The sequence below is a fragment of the Cryobacterium aureum genome (assembly GCF_002954245.1).
Lineage (GTDB): Bacteria > Actinomycetota > Actinomycetes > Actinomycetales > Microbacteriaceae > Cryobacterium > Cryobacterium aureum.
Genome location: NZ_PPTG01000029.1, coordinates 373,755 through 389,549, shown reverse-complemented (window position 1 = coordinate 389,549; position 15,795 = coordinate 373,755). Strand labels below are relative to the sequence as shown.

Sequence of the window (15,795 nt, the reverse complement as noted above, 5' to 3'; positions counted from 1 at the left end):
TTAAGAAGGGGATTGCTGGTCCTGACCCCCACGGATAGGGTCACGGATAATGTCATCGCGTATGGTCGAGATCGACGCACTCCCGGAAAGGCACCATGCACAACCCTCAGCAGCCAGCGGTCCCGCGCATCGATGTGGAACGCCACCGTCGGGCACTCCTTGCGGCTGCGGCCGATGAACTCGCCCGCAACCCCGAGTCATCCATGGCCGACGTCGCCCAGGCGGCACATCTGACCCGAGCGACCCTGTATCGCCATTTCAGTAACCGGCAGACTCTTCTCCAGGCCATCCAGGCGGAGGCCCTCACGCGCGCGTCGGAGACGCTCATCGCGTGTCGCCTCGACGAGGGGAGCGCACTGGAAGTGCTCCAGCGCGTGATCGGCTCACTGGGCAAGCACGGGATGCGCTTCCGTATCATCCTGATGAAGGCGTCCGACGCCAGTCCGCGATTCCTCACCCAGCGCGACCAGGTTCTCGCCCCAGTGGTGGAGGTCGTCAAGCGGGGTCAGCTCGAAGGCGACATCCGTGCCGACCTGTCACCTGAGTGGATCGTCACGGCCATGGCCTCGCTACTCATCGCCGCGGTGCGCGCCGCGCCGACCACGAAGCACTCCGACGTCGACGTGTCCGACCTCATCTTCCGCACCTTGGTCGGCGGGATCGCGCCAGACAACAAGAACCTCAACGCCAAGAACCCCAAGGCACAAAACTAGACAACACTGTCTCATTTCATCTAGTCTCGAATGAGCAGCCCGAATCGGGCTGCCGGACTCGATGAACCGTGATGGGACTTTCCGTGCTCTCTGCACTCGCTCGCATATCAACCCGCTACCGCTGGATAGTGGTCACGATGTGGCTGGTGCTGCTCCTCGGCACCCTGTTCGGCAGCCGGGCGATCGGCGGCACCTTCAGCAACGACCTGACCCTCGCCGGCACCGACTCGCAGGCCGCGTACGATACCCTCCGCGAGCAGTTCCCGGAACTGTCCGGTGACGGCATGCAGGCCATCGTGCACAGCATGGATGCCGCCGAGCCCGTCACGTCCGAGGCCACCCGCACCGCGGTGGAGGAGGCCGTGGCCGAGCTGGCCGCCCTCGACGGCGTCGCCGCCGTTCGGTCGCCCTACGGCCCGCCCCAGCCGATGGTCTCCGAAGACGGAATGACGGCGATGGTGACCATCCAGTTCACCGAACGAGCCAAGGACATCCCGGTGGAAACCCTGGCCGAGGCGCAGGCCGCCTTTGCCGGCGTGCAGGACGTGGGGGTGCAGGTGGAATTCGGCGGCCCCGCTGCTCAGGCCGAGTCCGGACCGTCGGGAAGCGAGATCTACGGGCTGCTCGCCGCCGCCCTAGTGCTGCTCCTGGTGTTCGGCTCCGTGTTCGCCATGCTGGTCACCCTGGTCAGCGCCCTCATGGCCCTCGGCATCGGGATCGCCTCGATCTCCATGATCGCCTCGACGGTGACCATCGGCACGTCCGGTCCGATCGTGGCCGCCATGATCGGCCTCGGCGTCGGCATCGACTACGCCCTGCTGATCGTCACCCGGCACCGCGAGGGGATGTCCCAGGGGCTGGCCCCGAACGCATCCATCGAAGCGGCCATGACCACCGCGGGCCGCTCCGTTCTGGTAGCCGGCGCCACGGTGATCATCGCCATCCTCAGCCTCTACGCCATCGGCATCCCATTCGTCTCCTCCCTGGGGCTGGCCAGCGCCATCGTAGTCAGTGCGACGATGCTCGCCGCAGTGACCTTACTGCCGGCACTGCTGGCCATCTTCGGCCGGAACCTGGACCGCGTCCGGGTGCGCAAGCTCCGCAAGAAGACGGCCCTGACGACGGATGCCGCGAGCACCCCCCACACGCAGCCCGCGTCGGGCTGGCGCAGCTGGGTCGGCGGCATCCAGCGTCGTCGCTGGGTCTCGGCGCTGGCCGCCGTGCTCGTGCTGGCGATTCTGGCTCTGCCGCTGCTGTCGCTGCGCCTCGGTACGGCAGACGGTGGATCCCAAGCCGCCGACACCACCCAGCGCAAGGCTTACGACCTCATCGTCGACGGCTTCGGTGCCGGCTGGGCCGGCCCGCTCCTGGTCACGGTCGACTTCGGCGCCAACTCCACGTCGGCCGAGAACCAGGCTGCGAGCATGGCCGTGCACACCCAACTGGCGGCAACGGACGACGTTAGCGCCGTCACACCCCCGCGGCTGGCCGAGAACGGAACGACCGCCCTGTTCACCGTGATCCCCACCAGCTCACCGGATGACGCCACCACCGAAACCCTGGTGCACGAACTGCGCGACACCGTACTGCCAGCGGCGGCACCGGACGCGGTCGCCCACGTCGGCGGGGCCACGGCGACCAGCATCGACCTCGCCGACACGCTCCTGGCACAGATCGGCTGGTTCATCCTGATCGTCGTCGTGCTGGCCTTCATCGTTCTCCTGATCGAGTTCCGGGCGCCGTTCATCGCGTCCATGGCCGTGATCATGAACCTGTTCGCCGTGGGCGCCGCCTACGGACCCGTCGTTGCCGTGTTCCAGTGGGGGTGGTGGCCCGCCGACCTGCTCGGGGTGTCCTCCGGCCCGGTGGAATCGTTCGTGCCGGTCATGCTCTTTGCGGTGCTCTTCGGTCTATCCACCGACTACACCGTGTTCCTGCTCAGCCGCGTCAAGGAAGAGCTCGCCCGCACGGGAGACGCCGACCGGGCGGTACGCGACGGCCTAGCCGCGACGGCCCGGGTGATCCTGGCAGCGGCATCCGTCATGGTCGTCGTCTTTGGAAGCTTCATTCTCAATGACCAGCGGACCGTCACGATGTTCGGCTTTGGCCTAGCCATGTCCATCGCCGTGTACGCACTCATCGTGATGCTGGTACTTGTACCCGCACTCCTTGCCGTCGCGGGCCGCGCAGCCTGGGGACGAACGAAGCGTCACCCGTCAGCCGAGCCCGAGTCCAGCCCTGAACCCGAACCTCTCGTTGCAACACTCGGACGGGGTTAAGGAAGCGTTGCTCAGGACGGCTGGTAACCACCCCTGAAAAACAGCTTCCAGCGTGAAGCGGGTCGCATGACAAACGCACAGTTCATCGCAACTGCTATCTCACGGTGGGCGCTTCGTGTCGCGACCACACTCGCGATACTCGCAGCCACGGACTATTTCGCGATCGGACTCGGCATAGCCCCAGAGAACTTCAAATCACCTCCCGCTCCCATCATGATTGTGGCCGGGCTTGCCTATCTCATCGGCGGCCGGCTGATCCTGATTGCACATCGCCGGCTGATGCTCGCAGGCGCGGCGGCGAATGCCCTGGTCCTGCTCCTGCTCCTGTTCGTCGTGTCCGCGTTCACGGGAAATGCGACAATCGATGCACTCAGCCTCAGCGGTAAGGCCGCTCAAATGGTGCCGGGCGCGCTGCTCGGCTGGTTCGTGAAGCGGACGGGGAAAAACGAGACGGAGCGGAAGTGCCACCTCCGCGCAATTTCTCCGGAAGCAAGTTCCAAATCACGGCGAGCCTCGCACAAGTCAGCTGACCTGTGGCGTTGGGTAACGATCCGTTGCTGGACGCCACACGCCACAAAACCTTGGCGTCGGATACTCGATAAATCCACAATTCACCCCCTTGTCAATACTCGTGAGCTGGGGATCGGTGAGACCGATGGTTTCGCCGTCGGGGGTGACGCTGACGGGGTTGGCGGTCGGGCCGCCGAGGACGTGGGCGAGCACGGTTACGAGCAGATTCAGGGGTGAGCCGTTGATGAGTCCTTCATCGTTAACGAACAAGTCGATACTGTCGGCCAAACCAACGACATCAAACACCGAGCAGGGAATGGCGGCGCTGATATTGCTGCGAGCCAGGCTCAGGGTGGTGATGGTCTCGGTCAGGTTGATCTTGACGCCACGGACGCTGGTGGTCACGGGGTTCGCTGCCATATGGCGCTACGCGCCAGCCCTTTCCTAAGTCTAATGATGGCCACCGACAAGGCCACCTCGGCATCGAGCGGTGACACGCTGTCGACGGCGCGTTCCGCCAATGGCCACGTCGTGACTTACTGCAGGCTCTGCGAGGTTCGCGGTTTAGGTCGCCAGGAGGTTTTCGGCTATCAGCTCGTCGACGTCCCAAGATGCAGGTGTTGTTCGAAGAAGTTGGTCCATCCGATGCTGCAGCTGGTGATCACGCAGGAGTCGTGACGTTTCAATGAGACCGAAGGCGGACGAGACGAGTTGCACAGCACGTTCGTGCAGATGTTCCTGAGCGGGAACTGCTTCGAGCCGTCTGGAACAGACGTTGGCATCCGACGACTCCTGAATCCACTTCTTGGTCAAGAAAATCCAGACTTGGAGTGGCTGTGCGACCGGCAATTCTGGCTGGAACGTCTCACGAAGCACGCACATTGCAGCCTTGGCGACCACATCGGTCGCTGCGGATAATGCAAGTTTGCGGTAAAAGAAGACGAGATCGGAAAGACCCAGCCGGTGGGGCCTTGTCCCGTAGACAAACGGGATGCCCGCGATGGCTTCCTCGACAAATCTCACGATCATTGAGTTGAGAGTTTGGTCGGGGCCACTCGGGAACCCTGCGTTCGTGGGCAGTTCATCGGCGATGTCCTGCATGCTGGTCTTGAGAGCGCCCCCGTACTTCAAGGACCCGTGCCACGGCCATCATTGATTCTGAGTGAATCCTGTGGGCGTGCAACTCCCCAGGTTTCCGTGGTCTGCTTGAGGCTCCGGTTGCTCGGTCTTTCAGGGCTGCTGAATGAAAAATGGATACCACCGCCTTCGGGACCGGTGAATCCAGTCCTCAACAAGTACCCTGCGGCGGGTTTGGGACCGACGAGAAGGTCAGGTGGCCGTCCATCAGGAAGCCCTCTCAAGCTGCTCCGTAGAGGCCCAACGGTACCCATGAATGTCGTTACAGGCGAACGTGTCGAGACGATTCCCCGACCGGAGTACGCGAGTCGCAACCTTAGATTCGGCCAGGACCGGGACCGTATACGACCGTATGTTATACGGAAGTTACGGAAACTCATCATCGGTGCCGGCAGGCCTGCCCAGAGCTTCTTCACCTATTGCCGGTGGAGTCGGCAGTTGGCTTCGAGGACCTGTTGAATTCACAATCAATTGGAGAGCCAGAAACCAGGCTTTCTTTGCGCGCTTGATGAGCAGACTAATCCTCACTGAAATCTAGAAATTTAGCTTGCGAGCAAACTAGCAATAACGGTTCCGCGTCGGGTCCGGCAGTCGTTTGACCCACCACGCGTCCGAGACAATGGCCCGGCTGACCACAGGCGCCGTGCCGGACTGCGTCTCCACGCGGAAGATTCCAACGGCGTGACGAACGTCTAATTCATTGAGCGGCTCCATATAGTTATCTTCCACCTCGGCACTGACACAGGACGCACACCGCGGGCCGGGCCGTGATCGTCTGAGTTTCTGTACCCGGGGGCGCGAGCGGCACCGTCATCGGCGGTGTTTCGGTGCGGGTAGTCTACCATCGGAGGTTTTGGTGCCTTATCCAAGGTTGACAGAGAGGGCAGCAACTCTGCTCTGCGAGCGAGTTATTCAAGCAGCAGTGCGAGGCGGTTGGTATAGGCAGGATCGGGGTCGAAAAGGACCACGGCGTTCGTCGACGAGTTCCGGCGCTCCGGTTTGATCGAATTACTAGCGATGTCCGCGGATGTCGGGGCGGAGCGCCGCCGTTGAGTGCCCGCGGAGCGCGCCGAGCCAGAGACCTGCCCCGTAGGCGAGGTCGTCGGCTCGGCGTGCGATCCCGAAGCGCACGATGTCGAGTTGCGGTCTGGTTCGTCGGTAGTCGAGGACGACGTCGAGTATGGCGGCGGCGATCGTTGCCCGGCGTACCCGTCGGGAGATGATGCTGCCGAGCACTGCGATTGGCCACCAGTGCCGCGTGAGCAGGGCCATCGTCTGCGAAACCGATGCGGCGACGCCGGTGGCTGTCAGGTCGATACCGATACGCAGCGGATGCTCGTGGCGGGATAGCTTGCGCGAGATGCGCACTGCGGCGACGGCCGAAATTCCGAGGGCGAGAGGAACCGACCATGCGCGCTGGGCGAGCAACGCCACGATGACGCCGACGCTCCAGGGCGCGAGGATCGCCGGGGCGATGTTGCCTGGATGTCGGAGTGCCAGTGCGTGGCCGCCCGTGCCGTAGAACGCTTTGCGTTTGGCCCAGTCGGGAAACGTGACTCGGTGTTCGTGGGCGCTCGTCGCGGCCGGTTCGTAGCGCACCCTCCAGCCCTGTTCGACGAGTGTCCAAACGAGGTCGACGTCTTCGCCGACTCGCATACCGTCGCTGAACCCGGCGCCGAGGGCTTCGACACGGGCTACGACGAAAGCCGTTGACACCCACGACACCCGCGCGCGTGGCCGCACCGTGGCGGGAGTCGGTCCGAGGTCGAGCGATGACCGGGCATCTTCGTAACGAGAGATCCAGTTGACTCGGGTCGACAGCTGGAGTCCGATCACTCGCGGGGCGACGAGGGCAACCCTTGGATCAACGAAGTGTCGGAGCAATGTTGCTACAGCACCGTCGGTGACGACCATGTCGTTGTCGACGAACACTACATAGGTCGTCTGCACCAATCGCAGCCCCGCATTGCGGGCGCCGGCCGGACCCAGATTCTCGGGCAGAGCGATGAAACGGGCTCCTGCTGCGGCGGCGATTCGTTTCGCATCGCTGGGGTCGGGCGAGGCATCATCGACCACGATGACCGATTTGCGTGGCCCAATACTCGTTAGGAGGCGGTCGAGCGATTCCGGCCGACCGTACGTTGGAATCACGTAGGTGACGTCGCTCTCATCCGCTGCTGGGAGCGTGTCGAGTACCGGATCGGCCATGCCAATTTCGAGCAGCTTGTCAACGAGGGTGCCCGAGCCGGCACGGTCGACGGCCAGGCGGCGCCCGGCGAACATGCTGGCGGCGGCCCGGGAGAGATAGATTGCGCGGGTCGGGGAGCCTCCGACCAAGGATCGGCCTTGGTCACGGACCGTGACCGTGCGGTTGAGTTCGACCGTGAAACCGGGTGGGAGCAGAGCAGCGGGCGGCTTCATGTTCGATCTTCCGTGGCGACGGGTGCCGGGACTGTGCACCGGGCGGGGTCGCGGAGGCATCCGCGGGGGTCGATGGACTCGCCGAGGATCCGGCGCTGCACACCGTCGCACATCTCAGCCATGAAAGCAGCGCCGGTCGTGGCGGTGGCTCCGGTCGGGTCGCCCAAAATCCCGGTCGGCGACACCGCTCGCACGCCCTCCGACGTGAGCCGGCTAAAAAGGGCAGACATCGGCGTCGTCGCGCCAGGCACAACCGATGCCAGGTCGACCAACTTGGCGTCGAGATGCAGCAGAATCGATGTCTCGGTGATTCCGGCATGGGCATCTCCCCGGGCAACCGTGCAGGGAGCCCAGGCGATAGCGTGACCTTCACCTCGGAGCAGAGAAACGGATGCAGTGAGCGCAGCAAGGTTTCCACCATGGCCGTTGACGAGCACAATGCGGCCAGCCCAGGTCGACAGAGAGCGCACCAGCTCGATCACGACTATCGTGAGCGCTTCGGTGCCGATCGACACGGTTCCCGGAAAATTCTGGTGCTCACCGCTCGCCCCGTACGGCAGGGCGGGGGCGACGACGACCGAATGCCCCCTGATGGTCAGATCCGTGGCGACTCGCTCTGCCACCGCCGAGGCGATTATGGTGTCGGTGGAGAACGGCAGGTGTGGTCCGTGCTGCTCCGTCGAGCCGAGGGGTACGAGCACGACTGGGGCCGGCGGCAGCGATGGCCAGGTGCTATACGCCAATTCACCATCCACTTGTGCCCCCTCGTTCGACTTCAAGTCTGGCCCCAAAAAGTACCGTGCGCCGCCGCCATGGCGGTGACGTGGTTGATAGTGACGTGATTATTGCCGGGTCGTAGCGTCGACGTTGCTCAGTGTCGCTCCAAGGGTGCGTGAGAACGTTGGCGGGATGTAAAAGTCTGCGGGTGACAGCTCGTGGATTGAATCATGGCCAAGGCCGAGAACGGCCGAGTCGAGTCCGCCACGCAGAATGTCGAGTACGTTTTCGACTCCGGCCTGGCCGTTCGCGGCGAGGCCCCACAGGTAGGCGCGGCCGATCATGACCGCGCGTGCGCCGAGTGCGAGGGCCTTGGCGACGTCGCTGCCCCGGCGGATTCCGCCGTCCAGCACAATTTCTACGTCGCCGCCAACGGCTTCGACGACCGACGCGAGCATACGAATTGTCGCCGGTGTTCCGTCGAGGTTGTTGCCGCCGTGGTTAGACACGGAGATGGCCATTACGCCTGCATCGACGGCTCGGCGGGCATCGTCGATGCGGGTGACGCCCTTGAGCATGAAGGGTCCTCCCCAGGTTTCGCGCATCCAGGCGACGTCTTCCCAGGAGGGCGGTGGCGTTTGCATCCACTCGTAGTAGGCGCCGAAGAAGGTCGGTGCTGTGCCGCCGGGGGGAGTGAGATTGGGCGCGGTGAGGTCGGGGATATGTCCGGCTTTAACGAAGCGCAGGAGCCATTGTGGGTGGGGGAGTACGTTGGGCGCGAAGTTGATCATTGTCTTCAGGCTCATCTTTTCCGGAATCTGTGGGCTGCCCCAGTCGCGACCGTTGGAGAAGGACCAATCGAGGGTGGCGATGAGTCCCTTGGCGCCGGCGGCCCGGGCCCGGTCCATTCGCTGCACCATCGATTCCCGCGATCCTGACCAGTACATTTGGAAGAACGTGTTTGGATTGGCAGCGATCACGTCTTCAACGGGCTTGCTCGCGAACGAACTCAGGCCCATGATGGTGCCGCGGTTAGCGGATGCCCGGGCAACGGCCACTTCACCGTCGGGGTGCACGGCCTGCACACCTGTGGGTGAAATGATGACCGGCAAAGAAATGGGTATGCCCATCACGGTTGTCGTGAGGTCGCGCACCGCATGGTGCCCGGCGACATGCGGGGAGAAGCCCAGTTCGCCAAACGCTGCCATATTATCGTCAATGGTCAGCCCGCGCTCAGACCCCGCAACGAGGGCACCGTAGACAGAGGAGGGAAGTGCTCTCTTGGCTCGTCGCTGTGCCTCGGCAACGGTTTCGAACCATGCATTTTTCGCCATGGGAATTCCTGCTTTCTAGTTGTCGTTCAGGTTCTAAATAGTCGGCCGAGGGCCGGAGCGACATCTCGGTGAGTGCGCACAAGATGAGCGGTCCCATGTCCGGAAGTCGCGAGCTGCCGGCCCAGTTCGATGTCTTCCTCACCGCTCACGTCGATGAGCACGTCGAGTCGCCCCAGTCGCGCCGCATTCTCCCGCGGGTCCGGACCCGCATTATGTACACAGTCCGACAACAGGATCACGCGCGCCTCCCGGGTTGGTACCTGCGCCAGCTGACGCGCCGCGAGTTCGAGCGGGAACGCGATGTTCGTGAGTCCGCGGGCGGGCATCTGCAAGATGGAATCGAGCAGATCCATCGGCTTCACCTCCCGGCCGAGACCGAGCAGGATGGCCGCGTCCGACCAGAACGCGATGACGGCCAGGGAATCGTGCTGGAGTTCACCCGCGAGAGCACCGACCGTCGCGGCGGCGGTCTGCACTCGCTCGCCCTTCATCGATCCAGACACATCAACGAGCAGCACCACCGACCGGCGGGTGCGAATGCGCTCCCGCACGATGATGTCTTCGTCTTCCGGAATTGGGTGTTCGGCGAGCATCTCGATCGTGCGGTCGAGGTCGATCTCGTCCGACCCGGCCCGATAGGGCAAACTCGCGAGTTTGCCCGAACCTCGGTGCGCCAGCGAGTCTGTTCTTGGTCGAGGGATAGCCAGCCTCGCAGCTATCTGCCGGGCTCGCTCGCGCACGTTGGGATCGATGCCGACCATATCGGCGCCGCCGAGCACTATTTCACCAATTTCGTCGGTGTTTCCCGCTTCAGCGGTCCCCGGGGACGATTTGGGCGCGGGACCGCGCCCAATTGCCTGAGCGCGCAACACCATGCCTGCGCTCCCCGCGCCGGGCTCGAAGAGCACCGGATCCTCCGTGAGCTGCTTCGGCTTGCGACCCAACGCTGCTCTGGCCAGTTTCTGGCGGCCCGGCCTTGACAGGGGCGAGTCGGCTTCGACCTCCCTTCAACCTGGCTCTGCAATGGCCGGTTCCAGAACGAAATGGTCTTCCCAGATCTGTCGCAACACGCGCTCGGGCGTGCTTTCCGCGGCCTCGTCGAGGTGGATGCGACCGGACAGGGAAACGGTCATAGCATCGTAGACGAGTTCGGGGTACGCATCATCCACTGGTGACGTGAGGTGCCGAAGCAGGGCGAGTTGCAGCGCGACAAGGACACAGTCAATCGCGCCACGCACGCTGCTTCCCTGGCGCACATCCGGGTGACGCCGCGTTGCCCGGGTGACGGATACCGCATCGATAACGAGACGATTGGCGAGATCACCGTCGGCCTGGGTACGAAGCGTGACGATTCCGCGTTCGGCCGGCTCGTCCTGATAACCGATCGCGAGTCGGTTCAAACGATCGTGCACGCTCGTCGACAACCGCGTCGTGCCAACGTTGTCATAGGGGTTCATCGACGCAACTACTCGGAAGGTCGGCGCCGCGACGATGGTGCCGACCCGGGGCACGGCGATGGCACGATCAGCCATCGCGGTGAGCAGTGTGTTGAGGGTGTCTTCCGGTGCCCGGTTGAACTCCTCTATATAGAGGAACCCACCGCGTTGCATCGCTTCGATGAGGGGCCCAGCCACGAAGTTGTCGGCGCTATAGTCCTCCCGCAGCACCCGCGCGGGATTGTGATGACCAACGAGTTTGGCCGGGGTGAGGTCGGCATTGCCCTCGACGAAGAGCAAGGGGATACCCCATTCTCCGGTGATGGCTTTCAGTATGGTGGTTTTGCTCGTCCCCGGCGGCCCCTCAAGTAGGATGTCTCGGCTGGCTGCGACGGCCGCGAGCGTCAGTTCGAGCTCACGCTCACGGCCGACGAGGTGCGCTGCCACTCGTTTCTGGGTGTCGACGATAGTGCTGGTGGGTGCCACGTGTTCTCCTTCATCTGGAACAGGGCTGGTTTACTTGATGGATGCACCGCCGTCGACCGGTATCTGGCCTCCGCTGACGTAGTAGGACTGGTCGGAGGCCAGCCAGGCGACCGCGTTCGACACATGGATTGGCTCGATCCAAGCCTTGCCCATAGGGTTCAACCCGGCGAATGCGGGTTCGGCATCCTCGGCCTGAGGATCGTCAAGGTCTGGGCGGAACAGCTTGTAGGTGTTGCTGTTCTTCACCATCTTCGTGTCGATCGAGTTCGGGTGGATCGTATTGACCCGAATTCCGTAAGGACCGAGTTCATTGGCGAGCACCTTCATCAGTCCGACGATGCCGTGCTTGGTAGTCGTATAGGCGGCGACGTTGGCGAGTCCCTTGAATCCGGCCAGTGAGGAGATAATAATGACCGATCCACCTGCGCCGGATGCGATCAGATGATCGGCCGCCGCTTTGTAGGTGTGCCATACCCCGGTCAGGTTAATGTCCATAAGGTCTTTCCAGGACTGCTCCTCGATCTTCTGGGTGTCCGATCCGAAGGTGAAAATTCCGGCGTTGGCAACGATGATGTCGAGCCGTCCCAATTCTGCGACGCCTTCATCCACAGCCTTGGTCAGCGCTTCGATATCGCGCACGTCCGCCTGCTTCGCCACGATACGCCGGTCGAGAGCCTCGACCTGCCGCACGGTCTCCGCCAGATCCTCAGCCGTTGCTAGCTCATAAAATGAGGCGACGCTGTCGACACCTTCGCAGAGGTCGATCGCGATAATATCGGCGCCCTCCTTCGCCAGTCGAATGGCGTGGCTTCTGCCCTGCCCTCTGGCTGCGCCGGTGATGAAGGCGACTTTGCCGTCAAGGTTTCCCATATCTGTCTCTTCTCTTTCGTAGATGGCGGGGCGGTGCACAGTACATCGCCCCGCGTCGATTGGTTACTTGACGAGGTTGCCCGCGTCCACGGGGAGGGTGACTCCCGTGATGAACCTCGCCTCGTCGGAGGCTAGGAACAATACCGCGTTGCTGATGTCGACCGATTCCACCCAAGAGACTGGCAGGGCGTTGAGACTTTTAAAAGCCTCGACCGCCGATTCCTGGGTCGGGTTCGGATTAGCCGGATCGAACAACCCCCAAACGTCTTCGTTCTGGATCATGATCGTGTTGACCGTTGTGGGATGCACCGAGTTCACTCGAATTGAGTATTGAGCGAACTCGTTGGCCAGCGTCCGCATGATGCCGACGACCCCATGCTTGGCCGCTGTGTAGTGGACGGTGTTAGCGAGTCCTTTGAGCCCCGCAGTCGAACTGGTAAGAATGATCGACCCGCCTCGTCCGCCTTCGATGAGATGCGGTAGTGCCGCCTTGCAGGTGTTCCAGACGCCAGTCAGATTAATGTCGATGGTTTCCTGCCAAGCGGCGTCGTCAAGCTCGAGCGCCGGGGACATCTGAAAGATCCCCGCGTTGGCCGACACGATATCGAGCCGTCCCAGCTGAGCGACTCCATCGTCCATCACCGCTTTTAGCGCTGCTGAGTCACGTACATCGGCCTGTGTAGCGATGATGCGGCGATCCAACGCTTCCACTTGACGCACGGTCTCGGCAAGATCCTCCTCGGTGGCCATTGGGTACGCGTGCACCGACTCGACAGGACCGACAATGTCGACCGCAATTATGTCCGCGCCTTCCTGGGCCAAGCGCAGCGCATGACTTCGCCCCTGACTTCTAGCGGCACCGGTGATGAACGCTACCTTGCCTTCTACTCTTCCCATGATCTTCTCCTCGTCGAGTTGTGAAACGAATATTCTTACTTGATGCTGCCGCCCGCGTCGACAGGCAGGGCAACGCCGGTTATGTACCTCGCCTCATCGGAGGCCAGGAATAGTAACGCATTGGAAATATCAATTGCTTCCAGCCACGGAATCGGCAACGCCTGCATAGCAAACGATGCAGTCTTGAAATCTTCTCGGGTGGGGTTCTTCAGATCAGGGCGGAATAGCTTGTACATCGCCTCGTTCTGGATCATGTCGGTGTTAACCTGCGTCGGATGGATGCTATTGACACGGATCATGTGTGGTGCCAGTTCGAGGGCCAGCGTTCGCATGAGTCCCACGACACCGTGCTTAGCTGCGGTGTAGTGGGCGAGGTTCTGGTAGACCATCAAAGCGGCGTTGGAACTGGTCAGGATGATGGATCCACCGCGCCCGCCGGCCTTGATGTGCGGGATTGCTGCTTTTGTGGTGCGCCAGGCACCGGACAGGTTCACGTTGATCATGTCTGTCCAGATCTCTTCCGATAGCTCCTCGGTGGGTGCCATGTCGGTTACGATGCCGGCGTTGGCCGACACGATGTCGAGGCGTCCGAGCTGCGCTACGCCCTCATCCACTGCGGATTTCAGGGCGTCAAAATCGCGCACATCCGCCTTAGTAGCGATGATGCGACGATCGAGTGCCTCGACCTGACGAACGGTCTCGGCCAGATCTTCTTCCGTGGCCCCGGCGTACGGCGCTCCGGGAATGTCCTCACAGACATCGATCGCGATGATATCTGCGCCTTCTTGCGCCAGTCGGATAGCGTGACTACGCCCCTGGCCTCTGGCTGCACCCGTGATGAATGCGACTTTGCCTTCTACTCTTCCCATGGTTTCCTCCTCATTTTTGATGTTCAGGTTCTATACAGTCGACTGAGACCGGCGCGGTAGTTGCGGCGGCGCGGCATCCGATCGGAAGGCGTACTCTGCGACTGCGTCGTGCTGCACCTCACGGCTCAGAGTCCCCCGTTCGCCGAAGCAGTCGCGCATTCCGATCCTTGATAACGCATTTTTTGGCTGAAGACGCCCGCCTCTCTGTCGCAAGCGCACCGGGCGCTTGTCACGTCTCTCTGGGTTGCGAACTCTAACTACAGCCGCACGTTCCTTCTCCGCAGCTCTCCCCGGCGCAGCTGGATTGCGAAGTTGCGAGCAGGTTCATCCCGGCCAGTGGGCTCTCGTCACAAGCTCCTGCCGGTGGTTGTTCGGGCGTGAACCCGACGAGGGGACTGACTTCGCAGTCGCTGGCGTTCACTGGAACCATCCCGGCGCGACGGCTCAGTGTGAGCTGTACCGAGCCCATTCCTTCGCGTCCGGCTCGGGTAGTGCGGTGGGAGTGGTCGACGATTGACGATTTTGGAAGCTCTACCGCTTTGCCCTTGCGGTTCTTTAGCAACTCTTCGCCGTACCCCTGGACGCATTCCGGGTCGGGACCATCCAGCGGTAATCCAGTGAAGAATTTGGCGGCCATGCAGCCGCCCTTGCAAGTGTCGAAAAACGCGCATGAGGTGCACGCTCCACCCGACTGCGGTTCGCGCAGTTTGAGAAAGAGTTCCGAGTGCTGCCAGACCTCCTGGAAGCCGCCCTCTGAGCGCACATTGCCGGCGAGGAACTCTTCGTGAATGGCGAAGGGGCACGCGTAGACGTCCCCGACGGGGTCTATGAGGCAGACAACACGACCTGCGCCGCACAGGTTAAGGCCGGGCAGTGCGTCTCCAAAAGCAGAGAGATGGAAGAACGAGTCTCCGGTGAGCACACCATCTCCGTGTGCGACGAGCCAGTCGTAGAGTTCGCGCTGCTGCGTTTGGGTCGGGTGCAGTTCGTCCCAGACGTCCGCTCCGCGACCGGAGGGGCGCAGGCGGGTGAGCCGCAATTGGGCGTCAAACTTGTCGGCGATGGCCTTGAAGTCGTCGAGCTGGCTGATGTTCTGGCTCGTACAGACGACCGAGATCTTGAATCCCTTGAAGCCGGCTTCATACATGTTCTGCATGGCGTTCATAGCCGTGGCGTAGGAGCCGGGGCCGCGCACATGATCGTTGACTTCCGCTGTTGCGCCGTCGAGCGAGATCTGCACGTCGACGTAGTCGCTTCTGACGAGACGCTGGGCAATCTCCGGGGAGATTTTCACGCCGTTGGTGGAGAATTTGACTCCGACGTGGTGCTCTGATGCGTAGTCGACGAGTTCCCAGAAATCGGGACGCACGGTCGGCTCGCCGCCGCCGATGTTGACGTAGAAGACCTGCATCCGCTCGAACTCGTCAATGACGGCCTTCGCCTCTGCCGTCGTCAGCTCGCGAGGATCGCGGCGCCCGGAACTCGAGAGGCAGTGAACACAGGACAGGTTGCAGGCGTAGGTCAGTTCCCAAGTGAGACAGATGGGGGCGTCAAGGCCGTATTCGAAGAGATCGACGAGACGCTCGGTCTTTCGGGGAATATCTTTCGGGGCGAGAACGAACGGGGACGTTCGGGGTGCATCGAGGAGCGTCATGAGGTCCTTTCAACGACCATGGAGGATTTCGCGAGGGTGCCGAGAGCACGCTGATAGCGGGGCAGATCACTCTCAGCGATGCCCGCGGCCGTGCACGCTGCGCGGGCAGAAGGTACGTCGGCGAGAGTCCTCACGACGGCGAGAAGCGTCGTATCTTTTAGGAATGAGAGCTGGCGGGTACCGAAATGGTAGAGCAGCGCACCGAACGGCTCCGGGCGAACAGATACCTGGGGATGGAGATCCCATCCCCGGTCAAGATCCAGGCCTGGCATGTCAGCGATTTAGTAGACGCCGCACATGCCGTCGATCGAGATCTCCTCGACCAGGGTATCGGATTCGAGATCCAACGCCGCAGAATGTTCAGCGCCGGCGGTTGCGGATTCGGTGGGGCTGGTCTTTTTTGCGGAAACCATGCGGTTCTCCTTGCGATAGAAATCGACATCAGTGGCGAAAATCTCGTGCATGCACCAGA

Annotated in this window: 15 protein-coding genes; 2 read left to right on the top strand and 13 right to left on the bottom strand. The window is 62.4% G+C overall.

Annotated features, from left to right (window positions below):
• Nucleotides 1-95: 95 nt before the first annotated feature.
• Both CJ028_RS12935 and CJ028_RS12930 read left to right on the top strand, forming a co-directional pair.
• Complete coding sequence (locus CJ028_RS12935; RefSeq protein ID WP_105035622.1) at nucleotides 96-713, top strand: TetR/AcrR family transcriptional regulator; 618 nt, start codon at nucleotides 96-98, stop codon at nucleotides 711-713.
• Nucleotides 714-796: 83 nt separating this feature from the next.
• Nucleotides 797-2,992, top strand: coding sequence for an MMPL family transporter (locus CJ028_RS12930; protein WP_161498980.1), 2,196 nt, complete (start codon nucleotides 797-799; stop codon nucleotides 2,990-2,992).
• 522 nt (nucleotides 2,993-3,514) lie between these two features.
• Here CJ028_RS12930 and CJ028_RS12920 read toward each other — a convergent pair.
• From CJ028_RS12920 to mftA, 13 genes are all read right to left on the bottom strand, one after another.
• Nucleotides 3,515-3,907, bottom strand: a complete 393-nt coding sequence (locus CJ028_RS12920; RefSeq protein WP_161498979.1) for a DUF3846 domain-containing protein — start codon at nucleotides 3,905-3,907, stop codon at nucleotides 3,515-3,517.
• A 159-nt stretch (nucleotides 3,908-4,066) separates the two neighbouring features.
• Nucleotides 4,067-4,603, bottom strand: a complete 537-nt coding sequence (locus CJ028_RS12915; RefSeq protein WP_105035618.1) for a hypothetical protein — start codon at nucleotides 4,601-4,603, stop codon at nucleotides 4,067-4,069.
• A gap of 1,047 nt (nucleotides 4,604-5,650) precedes the next feature.
• Complete coding sequence (mftF, locus tag CJ028_RS12910) at nucleotides 5,651-7,060, bottom strand: mycofactocin biosynthesis glycosyltransferase MftF (protein WP_105035617.1); 1,410 nt, start codon at nucleotides 7,058-7,060, stop codon at nucleotides 5,651-5,653.
• On the bottom strand, nucleotides 7,057-7,815 hold the full coding sequence (mftE, locus tag CJ028_RS12905; RefSeq protein ID WP_105035616.1) for a mycofactocin biosynthesis peptidyl-dipeptidase MftE: 759 nt from the start codon (nucleotides 7,813-7,815) through the stop codon (nucleotides 7,057-7,059). Before mftE ends, mftF begins: the two co-directional genes overlap by 4 nt.
• Before the next feature lie 87 nt (nucleotides 7,816-7,902).
• Nucleotides 7,903-9,111, bottom strand: a complete 1,209-nt coding sequence (mftD, locus tag CJ028_RS12900; RefSeq protein WP_105035615.1) for a pre-mycofactocin synthase MftD — start codon at nucleotides 9,109-9,111, stop codon at nucleotides 7,903-7,905.
• A gap of 26 nt (nucleotides 9,112-9,137) precedes the next feature.
• On the bottom strand, nucleotides 9,138-10,019 hold the full coding sequence (locus CJ028_RS12895; RefSeq protein ID WP_205684033.1) for a vWA domain-containing protein: 882 nt from the start codon (nucleotides 10,017-10,019) through the stop codon (nucleotides 9,138-9,140).
• Between the two features lie 99 nt (nucleotides 10,020-10,118).
• Nucleotides 10,119-11,033, bottom strand: coding sequence for an AAA family ATPase (locus CJ028_RS12890; RefSeq protein ID WP_105035613.1), 915 nt, complete (start codon nucleotides 11,031-11,033; stop codon nucleotides 10,119-10,121).
• Between the two features lie 30 nt (nucleotides 11,034-11,063).
• Nucleotides 11,064-11,903, bottom strand: a complete 840-nt coding sequence (locus CJ028_RS12885; protein WP_105035612.1) for a mycofactocin-coupled SDR family oxidoreductase — start codon at nucleotides 11,901-11,903, stop codon at nucleotides 11,064-11,066.
• Nucleotides 11,904-11,966: 63 nt separating this feature from the next.
• Entirely contained in the window at nucleotides 11,967-12,800 is an 834-nt protein-coding gene (locus CJ028_RS12880) for a mycofactocin-coupled SDR family oxidoreductase (protein ID WP_148666442.1), read from the bottom strand.
• A 35-nt stretch (nucleotides 12,801-12,835) separates the two neighbouring features.
• Complete coding sequence (locus tag CJ028_RS12875) at nucleotides 12,836-13,669, bottom strand: mycofactocin-coupled SDR family oxidoreductase (RefSeq protein WP_105035610.1); 834 nt, start codon at nucleotides 13,667-13,669, stop codon at nucleotides 12,836-12,838.
• Between the two features lie 253 nt (nucleotides 13,670-13,922).
• Complete coding sequence (gene mftC / locus CJ028_RS12870; protein WP_240607257.1) at nucleotides 13,923-15,269, bottom strand: mycofactocin radical SAM maturase; 1,347 nt, start codon at nucleotides 15,267-15,269, stop codon at nucleotides 13,923-13,925.
• 50 nt (nucleotides 15,270-15,319) lie between these two features.
• The gene (mftB, locus tag CJ028_RS21820) at nucleotides 15,320-15,595 is read right to left on the bottom strand and encodes a mycofactocin biosynthesis chaperone MftB (RefSeq protein WP_092453130.1); all 276 of its coding nucleotides are present in this window, start codon (nucleotides 15,593-15,595) and stop codon (nucleotides 15,320-15,322) included.
• A gap of 9 nt (nucleotides 15,596-15,604) precedes the next feature.
• A complete protein-coding gene (gene mftA / locus CJ028_RS12860; protein WP_105035679.1) occupies nucleotides 15,605-15,736 on the bottom strand; it encodes a mycofactocin precursor MftA in 132 nt (43 codons plus the stop codon).
• Between the last annotated feature and the right edge of the window lie 59 nt (nucleotides 15,737-15,795).